The organism is Actinoplanes sp. NPDC051405 (genome assembly GCF_055586185.1).
Genome location: NZ_JBVJIR010000023.1, coordinates 1 through 13,777, shown reverse-complemented (window position 1 = coordinate 13,777; position 13,777 = coordinate 1). Strand labels below are relative to the sequence as shown.

Sequence of the window (13,777 nt, the reverse complement as noted above, 5' to 3'; positions counted from 1 at the left end):
GGCCTGGGCAAATAGCCGGCGAGCAGGGGCCGACGCATAGCCGAACGCCGATGGAATGATGCGTCGGGGATGTACCGCGGCGCGGCCCGGCGGCTCCAGGATGGGGGCACGGCCCGGCCCGGACGGGCCCCCGACGCTACGGAGTCCGCCATGTCCGTTGACGCACCCCGCCCGTCCCGTCTGCGCCGCCTGCTGTCGGCGGTCGCCATCGCCTTCGCGCTCACCGGCGGCAGCCTCGTCGCCCCCGCCGTGGTCGCGCCGGCGCACACCGCCGCCGCCGAGGCCGCTGTCTACTCGACCTGCACGCTGTCCCGCTGTTCGGCGGCCCGGACCGCGCGCACCGGCTGGAGCTCACTGGGCTGGCCGACCGGCGCGGGCTGGTACAGCTGGCCGTACGGGCAGTACAACTACACCGGTGGCACGTTCCAGAACCGCGAGCGCCAGCTGCCGATCAACGCGACCTACAGCGAGTACGACGTGTACCCGCGGGCGCGGGGCGCCGCGCGGGACGCGTACCGGATCGTGGTGAACCGGTCCACCCGCGAGACCTGGTTCACCCCCGACCACTACGTCAACTTCTACAAGCTCTGAGCTGAGCCGTCATTGGACGATCGGCAGGTACACCTTGCCGCCGGCGGAGACGAACTCCTCGCTCTTGTCCTGCATGCCGCGGGCCGCGTACTCCTTGAGCTCCTGGGTGATCTTCATGGAGCAGAACTTGGGGCCGCACATCGAGCAGAAGTGGGCCGTCTTCGCCGGCGCCGCCGGCAGGGTCGCATCGTGGTACGCGCGCGCGGTCTCCGGGTCGAGGGCCAGGTTGAACTGGTCCTCCCAGCGGAACTCGAACCGGGCCTTGCTCAGCGCGTCGTCCCAGTCCTGCGCGCCCGGGTGCCCCTTGGCCAGGTCGGCGGCGTGCGCGGCGATCTTGTACGCGATCACCCCGGCCTTCACGTCGTCCCGGTCGGGCAGGCCGAGGTGTTCCTTGGGCGTGACGTAACAGAGCATCGCGGTGCCGAACATGCCGATCATCGCCGCGCCGATGGCCGAGGTGATGTGGTCGTACGCGGGCGCGATGTCGGTCGTCAGCGGGCCGAGCGTGTAGAACGGCGCCCCGCCGCACAGCTCCTGCTGCAGGTCGACGTTCTCCTTGATCTTGTGCATGGGCACGTGTCCCGGTCCCTCGATCATCACCTGCACTCCGTGCTCCCAGGCGACGTGGGTCAGCTCCCCGAGCGTGCGCAACTCGGCGAACTGGGCCGCGTCGTTGGCGTCGGCGATGGACCCGGGCCGCAGCCCGTCACCGAGCGAGAAGGTGATGTCGTAGCGCGCGAGGATCTCGCAGAGCTCGGCGAAGTTGGTGTAGAGGAAGTTCTCGGTGTGGTGGGCCAGGCACCAGGCCGCCATGATCGAGCCGCCGCGCGACACGATGCCGGTGACCCGGTCCACCGCCAGCGGCACGTACGGCAGCAGCACCCCGGCGTGCACGGTCATGTAGTCGACGCCCTGCTCGGCCTGCTCGATGACGGTCTCCCGGAACACCTCCCAGGAGAGCTTCACCGGGTCGCCGTCCACCTTCTCCAGGGCCTGGTAGATCGGGACCGTGCCGATCGGCACCGCGGAGTTGCGCACGATCGCCTCTCGGGTCTCGTGGATGCGCTTGCCGGTGGACAGGTCCATGACGGTGTCGGCGCCCCACCGGGTGGCCCAGGTGAGTTTCTCGACCTCCTCGGCCACGGACGAGGTCACCGCGGACGTACCGATGTTGGCGTTGATCTTCACCAGGAAGCGCGACCCGATGATCATCGGCTCGATCTCCGGGTGGTTGACGTTGGCCGGCAGCACCGCTCGCCCGGCCGCGATCTCCTCCCGGACGACCTCGGGCTCGACGTTCTCCCGGATCGCGACGAACTCCATCTCCGGCGTGACGATCCCGGCCCGGGCGTACGCGAGCTGGGTGGGCCGGGTGCCGGCCAGCGGCGTGCCCGGACCGGCCACCGGCGCCACGTCACCGCGCTCGGCGATCCACGGCCCGCGCAGTGGCGGCAGGCCGACCTCCGGGTCACTGCCGGGGCCGGACGTGTCGTAGAGCCGGACCGGCGGGTTGTCCCCGGTCAGGTCGATCTCGGCGAACGGCACCTGAAGGTCCGGACGGGAGCCCTCGACGTACACCTTGCGCCTCATGGTTCCTCCTATATAGGGGCAAACAGGGCGGCATTCGGCAGCACGGAACCGCCGATCGCCGATACAGCCGGTCAGTCGTTCCTCAGTGGGAGAAGCCGAAATGGTCCAGGGGGCCCGGTCCCGCGCCGAGCTTCCAGTCGCGGGAGCCGGCCAGCGCCCGCCCCACGTAGTCCTTCGCGGCGCGCACGGCCACCGGCAACGGGTCGCCCTGGGCCAGCCGCACCGCGATCGCCGACGAGAAAGTGCACCCCGAGCCGTGGTTGTTGCCGCTGGGCACCGGGTCACCGTCGAGCACGGTGGTCACCCCGTCCGCGTGCAGCACGTCCACGGCGGATTCACTGCCGGTGACCACGACGGCGCCCGGACCGCGGGCCGCCAGCTCGGCGGCCGCGTCGGCCGCCTCGGCCACCGTCGTCACCCGGTGACCGACCAGAGCGCCGGCTTCCTGCCGGTTCGGCGTCAGGACGCAGCGGTACGGCAGCAGCGGCGTGACCGCGTCCACTCCGGACAGCCGGCTCCCGCTGGTGGCCACGAGCACCGGATCAACAACGAGGTTCGGCAGCTCACCGACCCGGGACGCGATGAGCTCAGCCACCGCGGCGTCCCCGATCATGCCCACCTTGACCGCATCGGGCGCCAGATCCCCGAGCACCGCGTCCAGCTGAGCCGCCACCACGTCCACCGGCACCGGGTGGATGGCCGTAACGCCGAGCGTGTTCTGCGCGGTGACCGCCGTCAGCACAGAAACGCCATAAACCCCGAGCGCGGCGAACGTCTTGAGGTCGGCCTGAATCCCGGCCCCACCCCCGCTGTCCGACCCGGCGATGGTCAACACCACCCGCGGCGTCACGCCCACACCCCCGCCCCGGCCTGCGACCCGCTCCCGCCCGTCGTGCCCGCGCTTCCGCCGGCGTTGGGCGTCATGCCCGCTGTCCAATCACTGCTCATGCCCCGGCCTTGAGCGACATCCCGGTCCGGTGTCCCGCCCTCGCCGTGGCCGGCGCTTCGTCCGAAGCCGCGTCGCGCCTCCACCGCCTCCGCGAAGGCCCGCGCCAGGGTCCGGGTCACCGATTCGGGGTCGCCCGCGCCCATCACCACACCCAGCACCGCGATCCCGCTCGCCCCGGCAGCCGCGCAAGCGGCCGCGCGCTGCGCCGAGTGCACCCCGCCGAGAGCCAGCCACGGCATCCCACCGGCCAGTGCCGCCGCCCGGTCCGGCCTCAGCGCGGGCCCATACCCAGGCTTGGTGGGCGTGGGGTACACCGGCGACAACGTCACGTAGTCCGCAGTAGACAGCTCCGGCGCCCCATGACAGGAACGGCCGACCAGGCCGACACCCGGCGGCACGGGGTCGGTGGCCGACAGGTGCACGGCGTCGCCGCCGAGCGGATCAGGGCCCGCGATCACGAGTCGTCCCACCGGAACCACCGCGCGCAGACTCTCCGCGAGGGCGTACCTTTCGGCGTACCCCAGATCTTTGTCGCGCAGGATGACCCACTCGGCGCCGCCGCGGACCGCGGCCGCGACCACCTCGACGAGCGGCCGCGCCGCGAGCCGGCGGTCGGTGAGCACGACGATGCCGGACGGGATCACCATGCCGGCCGCCCCTCGTCCGATGTGGACGCCAGCGCGTGGTAGCGCTTGGGGATCCGGCCGGCGCCGAAGGCCAGCCGCCCGGCCTCGACGGCGTGCCGCATCGCCGCGGCCATCCGCGCCGGATCGACGGCCCGGGTGACAGCACTGGCGATCAGTACGGCGTCACAGCCCAGCTCCATGGCCAGCGCCGCATCCGAGGCAGTGCCGATGCCCGCGTCCAGCACCACCGGCACGTCCACGCTGTCGCGGATGAGCCGGATATAATGGGGGTTGGAGATGCCCAGTCCCGACCCGATCGGCGCCCCGGCCGGCATCACCGCCGCACACCCGACGTCGGCGAGCCGGCGCGCGAGGATGGGGTCGTCGCTCGTGTACGGCAACACCTGGAACCCGTCCGCGACCAGTGTCTCGGCCGCCCGCAACAGCTCGACGCCGTCCGGCAGCAGGGTCCGTTCGTCCCCGATGACCTCCAGCTTCACCAGATCCGTCTCGAACGCGTCGCGGGCCAGGTGGGCGGCCTTCACGGCGTCGGTCGCGGTGTAGCAGCCGGCCGTGTTGGGCAGGATGCGCATGCCCAGCCGGTCGAGCATCGGCAGCAGGCCGGGACCCGCGGCGTCGACCCGGCGCAGCGCGACGGTGACCAGTTCGGTGCCCGAGGCGACGATCGCCGCCTCGAGTGCGGCGAGGCTCTCCGCGCCGCCGGTGCCCAGGATCAGCCGGGATTCGCCGAACATCTCAGCCTCCCTGCGCCGCGGTGAGAACCTCGACCCGGTCGCCGTCCCGCAGTCGGGCGGCGGGCCACGACGACCGCGGCACGACCTCCCCGTTGACGGCGACCGCGACGCCGCGCCGGGCAGTGGTCAGTTGGTCGACCAGCCCTTCGACGCTGACCACATCGACGTCGCGGGCGGCGCCGTTGACGATGACCTTCATCCGAACCTCCCCGGTGCGAACGCGTCCAGCAGTGGCGCCGACTTCCCGGTCGCCACCAGTTCGGCGATCAGATCGGCGGTGACCGGGGCGAGCAGCACCCCGTTGCGGTGGTGCCCGGCGGCGACGACCACGCCCTTGCCGTACGCGCCGAGCAACGGCGCGTTGTCGGGGGTGGCCGGCCGGTGCCGGACGAGCGTCTCGACCAGCTCGCACTCACCGAGGTCGGGCACGAGATCGGTGGCGGCGCGCAGCAGGTCGAGCACCTGCCCGGCGGTCACCGTGGCGTCCACCCGTTCCTCCTGGGTGGCGCCGACGACCACCTCACCGTCGGCGCGCGGCACGAGGTAGACGTGCCGCCCGTCGGCCCAGCCGCTGACCACGTGCCGCAGCAGTCCGGGCTCGCCGCGCAGCCGCAGTACCAGGCCTTTCACCGGCCGTACGGGTAGCCCGGTCAGTGCCGCCGTCCCGGATCCCGCCGCGACCACCACGGGTCGCGGGGCCGGGAGGTCCGCTACCCGTTCGCGCACGATCGCCGGTCCGAGGGCGGCCCGCAGCGCCGCGACAACCCGCCGCGGATCAACCTGCCGGTCGTCGGGAGCATGGGCACCGCCGCGCAGTCGTGGTGACAGCGCCGGTTCCAGCTCGCGGATGGCGCTGGGCAGCAGTGGACTCACCCCGAGGCCGTGCTCACGGCGGTACTCCCACAGCCGTCGCGCCTCGGCGAGGTCGTCGGCGGTGAGGGCGACGCTCAGGGTGCCGACCGTGTCGTAGCCGACGTCGATGCCGGTCTCGCGCCGCAGCTCAGCGGCGAAGTCCGGCCACCGCGCGGCGGAGTCGACCATAAGCTCGGTCAGCGCTTCCTGGCCGAACCCCGCCTCACCGGCCGGGGCCAGCATGCCGGCGGCCGCGTACCAGGCGCCGTCGTCGCCACCGCTGTCGTGCACGGTCACCGTCAGCCCGCGCTGCACGCACCGCCACGCGATCGAAAGCCCGATGATGCCGCCGCCGATGACCACGACATCGGTGCTGCTCATGCCAGCGCCCGCAGCAGATCCTCGGTCGCCCGGCCCGGGTCGGCCGCCGCCGCGACGGCGCCGACCACCGCGACCGCGGCGGCTCCGGCGCCGACCAGCGACCGCGCGTTGCCGGCGGTCACTCCCCCGATGGCGACGATGGGTGTGTCCGGTACGGCCGCAGCAACGGTCCCCACCGCGGCCGGCCCGAGCGGAGTCGGCAATCCGGTCTTCGTGGTGGTGGCGAAGACGGGACCGACACCGAGATACGACGCGCCGGCCCGCCGCGCTGCCCGGGCCGCAGCGACATCCCGGCAGGTCGCGCCCAGCACGCCCACGGGCCCGAGTACCTTGCGGGCCACCGCGACCGGCAGATCGGCGGCACCCACGTGCCCACCGTCCGCGCCGACCGCGAGGGCCACGTGTAACCGGTCGTTGACCAGGCATAACACGCCATGCGGGCGGCACAGCTCCAGGACGGCGTCGGCCAGGTCGTACGCGTCCCGGTCGCTGACGTCGTCCTCGACCCGGACCTGGATCGCCAGGCGCTGACACGCGTCCAGCCGCCGGGCGGCAGCGATGGCGGCGGCCACGACGACCAACGGCTGCCGGCCGTGCCGGGCGTCCGTGATGACGTGCAGGTGCGGAAAGGCAGGGCCCACAACACACTCCTCCCTGCGCCGGCATGACCCGGATCAGGTTCGACGGTCGGGGGCCGCGACAGCCCCCCTCTCAGCCCGGTGCACCGGACTCCCGTGGGGTTGGTTCCGAGCAGACGGTAACCCGCGTCCCCCCGCCCGTAAACCCCCACATCCCTCCACTGTGGGTGTTCGCGTCGTCGCTCAGTGCCCGCACGCTGCGGTGATGGGCACCCGAAATTTCGCTTCCGCCGAGCCTCACGGGTGGGCAGGATCACGGTCGTGACCGTCGATACGCGAAGTGAACCGCCGCAGGTGGCGGACGAGCGCGCCACTCTGACCGGCTTCCTCCAGCGTCAGCGCGACACCCTCGCGATGAAGTGCGCCGGGCTGACACCGGACCAGCTCCGCGAGCGGGCCGTCGCGCCGTCCGGCCTCTCCCTGCTCGGCCTGGTGCGGCACCTCACGCAGGTCGAGCGCAGCTGGTTCCGGACCGTGGTGAACGGCGAGGACTGCGCGCCGCTCTGGGCACGCCCCGGGTCCGGCGCCGTGGATTTCGACGCCACCGACGCCGACCCCGAGGAGACGTTCGCGGCCTGGCGGGCGGAATGTGTCCACTCGCGGTCCATCGTGGACGCCGCCGGATCACTCGACGACGTGGGCCACCACGGCGAGGACGCGTTCTCGTTGCGCTACGTCCTCACTCACATGATCGAGGAGTACGCGCGCCACAACGGCCACGCCGACCTGCTCCGCGAACGCCTCGACGGCGCCACCGGCGAATAGCCGCTAGCGGACGTCCCAGACCGGCTCCGGAGTCTCCACGACCTCACCGTCGCTCTGGAAGAGGATGAAACGGTCGAAGCCGCGGGTGAACCAGCGGTCGTGGGTCACCGCGATCACCGTGCCCTCGAACGCCTGCAGTCCCTCCTCCAGCGCCTCGGCCGACGCCAGGTCCAGGTTGTCCGTGGGCTCGTCGAGCAGCAGCACAGTCGCGCCGGACAGCTCCAGCAGCAGCACCAGGAAACGCGCCTGCTGGCCGCCGGACAGCGTGCCGAAGAGCTGATCGCCCTGGGCCGCCAGCTCGTAACGGTTCAGGGCCTTCATGGCACCCGCCCGGTCCATCCCGGAACGGTGGTCGTCACCCCGCCAGAGAATCTCCACCAGGGTGCGTTTCAGCAGCTCCGGCCGGTCATGCGTCTGCGAGAAGTGACCAGGGCGGACCCGGGCGCCGAGCCTCGCGACACCGTTGTGCGCCACGTGGGCCAGCGGTGCCCCGTCGACCGGCTTGTTGTCCACGTCAGGCGCGGTGCCGCCGGCCGCGAGCAGCCGCAGGAAGTGCGACTTGCCCGTGCCGTTGGCGCCCAGCACCGCGACCCGGTCGCCGTACCAGATCTCCAGGTCGAACGGGAACGTCAGATTCTCCAGCTCGAGCCCGGTGCACATCACCGCGCGTTTTCCCGTACGCCCGCCGCGCAGGTTCATCCGCAGCGACTGCTCCTTGGGCGGCAACGGCGGTGGCCCGGCCTCCTCGAACTTGCGCAACCGCGTCTGCGCCGCCTGATACCGCGACGCCAGCCCGTCGTTGTACGCCGCCTTGTTCTTCAGCGTGAAGACCAGCTCACGCAGCTTCTCGTGCTCCTCGTCCCAGCGCCGGCGCAGCTCCAGCAACCGTTCGTGGCGGTCGGAACGGGCCTCGTGCCACGACGCGAAGCCACCGGGATGCGTCCACGCGCTGCCACCCTCGACGGCCACCACCCGGCTCGCCGTCTGGGCCAGCAGCTCCCGGTCGTGCGAGACGTAGAGCACTGACTTCGACGACTCCTTGAGCCGCGCCTCGAGCCAGCGTTTGCCGGGCACGTCGAGGAAGTTGTCCGGCTCGTCGAGCAGCAGCACCTCGTCGCTGCCGCGCAGCAGCAGGTCGAGCGCGAAGCGTTTCTGCTGGCCGCCGGAGAGCGTGCGCACCGGCCGGTGCCGGACCTCCTCCCACGGCTTGCCGAGGATGGCCACGGCCACGACATCGAAGAGCACTTCGGCGTCGTAGCCACCGGCCTCGCCCCAGCCGGCGATCGCGTTGGCGTAGGCCAGCTGCGCCTTCTCGGCGTCGGGGTTGCTCTCCAGGGCGGACTGGGCCGCGGCCAGGACCGCGCCGGCGGCCCGCAGCGGCGGCGCGACCAGCGACAGGGCCAGGTCGTCGAGGGTACGGTCATCGCCGATCATCCCGATGAACTGGCGCATCACCCCGAGCCCGCCGGCCCGCGCGATGGTGCCGATCGGGGTGGACGTGTCCCCGGCGACCATCCGCAACAGCGTCGTCTTGCCGGCCCCGTTCGGCCCGACGAGCGCCACCTTCGCACCCTCGCCGACCCGGAACGACACGTCGGAGAAGAGCTCCCGGCCGTCCGGCAGCACAAATCCGACCCCTGACACGTCTACGTAACCCACGTGGGCATCCTCCCCGACGACCCGCCGGTGGTCAGCCGGTTTTTCCGGTCACCCGCAGCACCCGGAAGCCCCGCTGGCTGGCCGTACGCGTCACTTCCCAGCCCAGCGACACGAGCCAGGTGTGCAGCGAATCACCACCGAGGTTGCGGTTGATCACCAGCCAGGCCACCCCGCCGGGCGCGAGCCGGGGCAGCCAGCGTGCCATCAGCGCGCGCAGCTCGGCCTTGCCGACGTGGGTGGGCGGGTTGCTCCAGATCTGCGCGAAGGTGACGTCGTCCGGCACCTCGTCGGGGGCGGCGGCCCGCACCCGGCCGGCCAGCCCGAGGGCGGCGGCGTTCTCCGCGGTCAGCTCCCGGGCTCGGGCGTTGACGTCGATCGCGTAGACGGTGGCCTCCGGCGCCTCGCTGGCGAGCACACAGGCGATCGGGCCGTAGCCGCAGCCGAGGTCGAGCAGGGTGCCGGTGGTCGCAGCCGTGGGCAGATCGCCCTTGCGCAAGAGGACGGCGGTCCCCGGGTCGAGCCGCCCGGCGGAGAACACCCCGCCCGCGACAACCAGGTCGTAGGCCCGGCCGGCGGCGGTGAACTCGATGCGGCTCCGTTTGGCGGGCGCGGCGGGCTCGGCGCTGAAGTAATGGTCGGCGGTCACACCGCCCATCCTCCCCCAACGCCCGCGACCGCAACGACGGGAGGCCACCGGAGGGTGCCGCACACGCTGTGCGTCCATCGATCACGGTGCCCTCCTACCGTGGCCTGCATGCCTGGCGATCCGCACCCCCGCTCCGCCCACCGCGCCGGCCCGGCGGGCGGACTCGCGTCGCTGACCCCGCAGGGCCTGGTCCGCCAGGCGCAAGCGGGGCACGCCCGGGCCCGGCAGGCGATCATCCGCCAGGCCCTGGCCCGCCAGACCCGCGGCCGCCGAGCAACCGACCACCCGAGCCGGGGCCGGACCTCCACCATCGCCGCCCCCGGCGAGGAGCTGTCGCACCCGGACCTGCGGTTCTCAGGTCGGCATTGCTCGGACCCGCAGCACGCGGACCCGCAGCGCTCGGGCCGGCCGTCCTCCGGGCGGCTTTGCTCGGACCCGCAGCACGCGGACTTGCAGCGCTCGGGCCGGCCGTCCTCCGGGCGGCTTTGCTCGGACCCGCAGCACGCGGACCCGCAGCGCTCGGGCCGGCATCCGTCAGATCCGCGGCACTCGGGCCGACAGCACGCGGGGCGGGAGACCGCCGGGCTTCGGACGGTCCGGTTGCGGCCGGTCGGGCTGCAGACCGTGGTGCGGCTGGCCGCCGAGTTCCAGGCTGCCCAGGTCCGGGCGGCCAGAGTTCCGGCAACCCGTATCCCGGGGGCCCGGATCCCAGGAGCCCGATTCCTGGGCACCAGGCTTCCGGCGAGCGACCTGCCCCCGGCCGGGACTCCGGCCGTCGAGTGGCTGGGATCGGACCCCGTGGTGACCGACCGGCCGCCGACACCGCAGCACCGGCAGCATCGCAGCGGCCAGTGGCCGGCCCCCGCCGCACACCAGCGGCACACGCCGCAGCGGCGGGCGCCCCGCGAACCTCAGCAGGCCCTGCAGACGCTGATGCGCGGGCTCGCCGCGCTGATCGTCCTGGCGATCGTCGGGCTGAGCGCGTTCTTCATCATCGCCGAGGAGCGCCGCGGGGACGGGCGGGAATCCGCCGCCGCCCCCGGCTCCGAGCCGGCCATCGCCTCCCGGGACGTCGACGCCGAGCCGCTGACCCAGCGCGAGGTGTTCCCGGAGCCCACGGTCCGGCTCGCCGCCGGTGACACGGGTTACCGGGTGGACCTCACCCACAGCGACAGCGTGTGCCGGACCGCCACGAGCGGTGACCTCGGCGCGCTCCTCGACGACTACGGCTGCGAGCACGTCGTCCGGGCCCGGATGCTGGCTCCCTACGGCGGCTACCAGGTCACCGCCGGCGTCTTCAACCTCGCCGACGAGCAGGGTGCGGCGCAGGTCAGCGAGCTGACCGGGACTCTGGTCGAGAACGGCCGGGGCACCTTCGCCATGCTGGGCGGCGCGGCCGGTGACCCGCTCGGCGAGCCCCTGGCCCAGGTGGGCTGGCACAGCCGTGGTCACTATCTGCTGTACTGCGTCATCGCCCGGCCCGACGGTCAGCTCGTCACCGACGACGACCCGTACGCGGCCCGGATCACCACCGAGGTCGTCGAGCGGTATCTGGGCCGGCAGGTCATCGGGAAGCGGACGCTAGGCCCGTAGCCGGCGGGTTGCGTCGGCGCGCTCCGCGTACTCGGTCTCGTCGGGATAGCCGACCGCGATCAGGGTGAGCCCGTGGGCCGGCGCGACCGTGACCTCGCTGGACCGCTCCCGCAGGGTCAGCAGCTTGGCCGGCCAGTCCGGGTCGCGGCGGCCGTCGCCCACGCTGAGCATGGCCCCGACCAGGCTGCGCACCATCGCCTGGCAGAACGCGTCGGCCTGCACGGTGGCCACGGCGACCCCGTCGGGTTCGCGGCGCCACTCCAGCCGGGTGATGGCCCGCACGGTGGTGGCGTGCTCCTTGCGTTTGCAGAACGCCGCGAAGTCGTGCAGCCCGACCAGCCCGGCAGCCGCCTCCTGCAACCGTCCCAGATCGAGGGGCCGCATCCAGCCGATGGTGTCGTAGCGCCGCAGCGGCTCCGGCCCGAAAACGGTGTCGGCGACCCGGTATTCGTACCGCCGGAAGGTGGCGGAGAACCGGGCGTCGAAAGTCGACGGTACGGGCGTGACGGCCCGCACCCGCGCGTCCGGCGGCATCAACCCGGCGAGACGCCGCACGAGCGAATCCGCCAGCGGCTCCCATGCGGCCGTGGGCAGATCGATGTGGCAGACCTGCCCGGTCGCGTGCACGCCCGCGTCGGTGCGGCCCGCCACGGTCAGACCCAGGTCGTGATCAGCGCCGACCAACCGCTCCAGCGCCTCGACGAGCACGCCCGCGACGGTACGCCGGGACGGCTGCACGGCCCAGCCCGAGAACTCGCGCCCGTCGTAGGAGACGTCCAGGCGCAGGCGGATGGCCTCGGTCATGTGGGGGCAGTCCTCCGCTGATTCGTGGACAAGGAAGCCGTACGGAAAAAGAAAGCCCGGCACCCACGAAGGGTGCCGGGCTTTTCCTACCTAGCTGAAGATCAGGCCTTGGCGTCGGCGGGGTCTTCGCCCTCGGCCTGGTCGCCCGGGCCTTCAGCACCCTTGTCGCCGGAGGCGTTCACCGGCGGCTCGGCGTCCTGGTCTGCACCGGCGTCAGCCGAAGAAGACGAAGAAACCGCCTCGTCCTCGCGGGCGAGGGCCTCCACCTTGTCCTGCTGCGCGGCGGCCTTGCGGGCCGCCTTCTTGGCCGGCGCCGTGGTGGCCGCGACCTGCAGCTCCTCGACCAGCTCGATGACGGCCATGGGAGCGGCGTCGCCCTTGCGGATACCGACCTTGGTGATCCGGGTGTAGCCACCCGGGCGGTTGGTGTACCGGGGCGCGATCTGCTCGAACAGCGAGTAGACGACGTCCTTGTCCTTGACGACACCCAGGACCCGGCGGCGGGCGTGCAGGTCGCCGCGCTTGGCCTTGGTGATGAGCTGCTCCGCCAAGGGGCGCAGGCGCTTCGCCTTGGTCTCGGTGGTCTTGATCTTCCCGTGCCGGAAGAGCTCCGTGGCCAGGTTGGCCAGCAGCAGCTTCTCGTGCGCCGGGCTGCCGCCGAGGCGGGGACCCTTGGTGGGCGTGGGCATCTTCTTGCTCCTCGTTGAAATTCCTGCGGGGCGGCTCAGCCGCCCAGCTCACGCGGCAGCCGGGATTAGAGCTGCTCGGTCTCGCGGTAGTCGTCGGTGTCGTAGTCCACGTCGCCGAACGAGTCGACCACGTGCGCGGGGTCGAAGGACGGCGCGCTGTCCTTGAGGCCCAGGCCCATGCCGGCGAGCTTCATCTTGACCTCGTCGATCGACTTCTGACCGAAATTCCTTATATCCAGAAGGTCGGCCTCCGTCCGCCCGATGAGTTCACCGACGGTGTTGATGCCCTCGCGCTTGAGGCAGTTGTACGACCGGACGGTGAGGTCCAGCTCCTCGATCGGCAGGGCCAGATCGGCGGCCAGCTGCGCGTCCTGCGGGGACGGGCCGATGTCGATGCCCTCGGCGGTCTCGTCCAGCTCACGGCAGAGACCGAACAGCTCGACCAGGGTCGAACCGGCGGAAGCCAGCGCGGTGCGGGGCGAGATCGACGCCTTCGACTCGACGTCGATGATCAGGCGGTCGAAGTCGGTGCGCTGCTCGACACGGGTCGCCTCGACGCGGTAGGTCACCTTCATGACCGGCGAGTAGATGGAGTCGACCGGGATGCGGCCGATCTCGGCGCCGGCGCTCTTGTTCTGCGCGGCCGTGACGTAGCCACGACCCCGCTCGACGGTGAGCTCCATGTCGAGCCGGCCCTTGCTGTTGAGCGTGGCCAGCTTCAGGTCGGGGTTGTGCACGGAGACGCCGGCCGGGGGCTGGATGTCGCCCGCGGTGACGTCGCCCGGGCCCTGCTTGCGCAGGTACATGCTGACGGGCTCGTCGTGCTCGGAGCTGACGGTGAGCTCCTTGACGTTCATGACGAGCTCGACCACGTCCTCCTTGACACCGGGGATCGTGGTGAACTCGTGCAGCACGCCGTCGATCTTGATGCTGGTGACCGCCGCGCCCGGGATGGACGACAGCAGGGTCCGGCGCAGCGAGTTGCCGAGGGTGTAGCCGAAGCCCGGCTCCAGGGGCTCGATGGTGAACCGGGAGCGGGTCTCGCTGAGCGACTCTTCCGAGAGGCTCGGGCGCTGGCTGATGAGCACGCGTTTCTTCTTTCGTTCGGGGCTTCCGCTATATGAAGCCCGTCCTGTGGTGGTGCAGTCCCGGGGGGGGGGGGGGGGGGGGGGGGGGGGGGGGGGGGGGGTGGGGGGGGGGGGGGGGGGGGGGGGGGAGTGGGTGTGGGGGGGGGGGGGC

Annotated in this window: 14 protein-coding genes, 1 pseudogene and 1 riboswitch; of the genes and pseudogenes, 3 read left to right on the top strand and 12 right to left on the bottom strand. The window is 72.2% G+C overall.

All coding sequences use genetic code 11. From position 1 onward, the window contains the following. Nucleotides 1–150: 150 nt before the first annotated feature. A complete protein-coding gene (locus tag ACZ6S4_RS37800; RefSeq protein ID WP_465479516.1) occupies nucleotides 151–591 on the top strand; it encodes a ribonuclease domain-containing protein in 441 nt (146 codons plus the stop codon). 9 nt (nucleotides 592–600) lie between these two features. Here ACZ6S4_RS37800 and thiC read toward each other — a convergent pair whose 3' ends face one another. The 7 genes and pseudogenes from thiC to thiE form a co-directional block, all read right to left on the bottom strand. Further along, nucleotides 601–2,181 (bottom strand): phosphomethylpyrimidine synthase ThiC, encoded by a 1,581-nt coding sequence (gene thiC / locus ACZ6S4_RS37795; RefSeq protein WP_465479515.1) that lies wholly within the window; start codon nucleotides 2,179–2,181, stop codon nucleotides 601–603. A gap of 82 nt (nucleotides 2,182–2,263) precedes the next feature. Continuing rightward, a complete protein-coding gene (thiD, locus tag ACZ6S4_RS37790; protein WP_465479514.1) occupies nucleotides 2,264–3,031 on the bottom strand; it encodes a bifunctional hydroxymethylpyrimidine kinase/phosphomethylpyrimidine kinase in 768 nt (255 codons plus the stop codon). Nucleotides 3,032–3,153: 122 nt separating this feature from the next. Continuing rightward, a pseudogene (locus ACZ6S4_RS37785) lies at nucleotides 3,154–3,777 on the bottom strand (thiamine phosphate synthase); the annotation flags it as partial. After that, nucleotides 3,771–4,511, bottom strand: a complete 741-nt coding sequence (locus ACZ6S4_RS37780) for a thiazole synthase (RefSeq protein ID WP_465479513.1) — start codon at nucleotides 4,509–4,511, stop codon at nucleotides 3,771–3,773. The pseudogene ACZ6S4_RS37785 and the gene ACZ6S4_RS37780, both read right to left, overlap by 7 nt. A 1-nt stretch (nucleotide 4,512) precedes the next feature. Then, on the bottom strand, nucleotides 4,513–4,710 hold the full coding sequence (thiS, locus tag ACZ6S4_RS37775; protein WP_465479512.1) for a sulfur carrier protein ThiS: 198 nt from the start codon (nucleotides 4,708–4,710) through the stop codon (nucleotides 4,513–4,515). Beyond that, on the bottom strand, nucleotides 4,707–5,744 hold the full coding sequence (gene thiO, locus ACZ6S4_RS37770) for a glycine oxidase ThiO (RefSeq protein ID WP_465479511.1): 1,038 nt from the start codon (nucleotides 5,742–5,744) through the stop codon (nucleotides 4,707–4,709). Before thiO ends, thiS begins: the two co-directional genes overlap by 4 nt. Then, complete coding sequence (thiE, locus tag ACZ6S4_RS37765) at nucleotides 5,741–6,364, bottom strand: thiamine phosphate synthase (RefSeq protein ID WP_465479627.1); 624 nt, start codon at nucleotides 6,362–6,364, stop codon at nucleotides 5,741–5,743. The genes thiO and thiE overlap by 4 nt, the downstream gene beginning before the upstream one ends. Before the next feature lie 14 nt (nucleotides 6,365–6,378). Beyond that, nucleotides 6,379–6,490, bottom strand: a riboswitch (TPP riboswitch). A gap of 144 nt (nucleotides 6,491–6,634) precedes the next feature. Between thiE and ACZ6S4_RS37760 the strand changes: the two genes are divergently transcribed. Beyond that, nucleotides 6,635–7,147, top strand: coding sequence for a DinB family protein (locus tag ACZ6S4_RS37760; protein WP_465479626.1), 513 nt, complete (start codon nucleotides 6,635–6,637; stop codon nucleotides 7,145–7,147). A gap of 3 nt (nucleotides 7,148–7,150) precedes the next feature. Here ACZ6S4_RS37760 and ACZ6S4_RS37755 read toward each other — a convergent pair whose 3' ends face one another. Next, nucleotides 7,151–8,806 (bottom strand): ABC-F family ATP-binding cassette domain-containing protein, encoded by a 1,656-nt coding sequence (locus ACZ6S4_RS37755; RefSeq protein ID WP_465479510.1) that lies wholly within the window; start codon nucleotides 8,804–8,806, stop codon nucleotides 7,151–7,153. A 31-nt stretch (nucleotides 8,807–8,837) separates the two neighbouring features. Then, nucleotides 8,838–9,452: a class I SAM-dependent methyltransferase gene (locus ACZ6S4_RS37750; protein WP_465479509.1), complete on the bottom strand. Its 615-nt coding sequence runs from the start codon at nucleotides 9,450–9,452 to the stop codon at nucleotides 8,838–8,840. 108 nt (nucleotides 9,453–9,560) lie between these two features. On the opposite strand from ACZ6S4_RS37750, the gene ACZ6S4_RS37745 reads away from it, so the two are divergent. Beyond that, nucleotides 9,561–11,045 carry a hypothetical protein gene (locus ACZ6S4_RS37745; RefSeq protein ID WP_465479508.1) on the top strand — a complete coding sequence of 495 codons (1,485 nt, stop codon included), beginning with the start codon at nucleotides 9,561–9,563 and terminating at the stop codon, nucleotides 11,043–11,045. Here the strand turns inward: ACZ6S4_RS37745 and truA are convergent. From truA to ACZ6S4_RS37730, 3 genes are all read right to left on the bottom strand, one after another. Further along, nucleotides 11,034–11,849 carry a tRNA pseudouridine(38-40) synthase TruA gene (truA, locus tag ACZ6S4_RS37740; RefSeq protein ID WP_465479507.1) on the bottom strand — a complete coding sequence of 272 codons (816 nt, stop codon included), beginning with the start codon at nucleotides 11,847–11,849 and terminating at the stop codon, nucleotides 11,034–11,036. The two genes, ACZ6S4_RS37745 and truA, sit on opposite strands and share 12 nt — an antisense overlap. Nucleotides 11,850–11,950: 101 nt before the next feature. Further along, on the bottom strand, nucleotides 11,951–12,538 hold the full coding sequence (rplQ, locus tag ACZ6S4_RS37735) for a 50S ribosomal protein L17 (RefSeq protein WP_465479506.1): 588 nt from the start codon (nucleotides 12,536–12,538) through the stop codon (nucleotides 11,951–11,953). Between the two features lie 65 nt (nucleotides 12,539–12,603). Then, a complete protein-coding gene (locus ACZ6S4_RS37730; protein ID WP_023358222.1) occupies nucleotides 12,604–13,626 on the bottom strand; it encodes a DNA-directed RNA polymerase subunit alpha in 1,023 nt (340 codons plus the stop codon). Between the last annotated feature and the right edge of the window lie 151 nt (nucleotides 13,627–13,777).

Bases quoted from the DNA above. Each gene is read 5' to 3' on its own strand.
- ACZ6S4_RS37800 (WP_465479516.1), top strand. From the start codon at position 151: ATGTCCGTTGACGCACCCCGCCCGTCCCGTCTGCGCCGCCTGCTGTCG.
- thiC (WP_465479515.1), bottom strand. From the start codon at position 2,181: ATGAGGCGCAAGGTGTACGTCGAGGGCTCCCGTCCGGACCTTCAGGTG.
- ACZ6S4_RS37780 (WP_465479513.1), bottom strand. From the start codon at position 4,511: ATGTTCGGCGAATCCCGGCTGATCCTGGGCACCGGCGGCGCGGAGAGC.
- thiS (WP_465479512.1), bottom strand. From the start codon at position 4,710: ATGAAGGTCATCGTCAACGGCGCCGCCCGCGACGTCGATGTGGTCAGC.
- thiO (WP_465479511.1), bottom strand. From the start codon at position 5,744: ATGAGCAGCACCGATGTCGTGGTCATCGGCGGCGGCATCATCGGGCTT.
- ACZ6S4_RS37745 (WP_465479508.1), top strand. From the start codon at position 9,561: ATGCCTGGCGATCCGCACCCCCGCTCCGCCCACCGCGCCGGCCCGGCG.
- truA (WP_465479507.1), bottom strand. From the start codon at position 11,849: ATGACCGAGGCCATCCGCCTGCGCCTGGACGTCTCCTACGACGGGCGC.
- rplQ (WP_465479506.1), bottom strand. From the start codon at position 12,538: ATGCCCACGCCCACCAAGGGTCCCCGCCTCGGCGGCAGCCCGGCGCAC.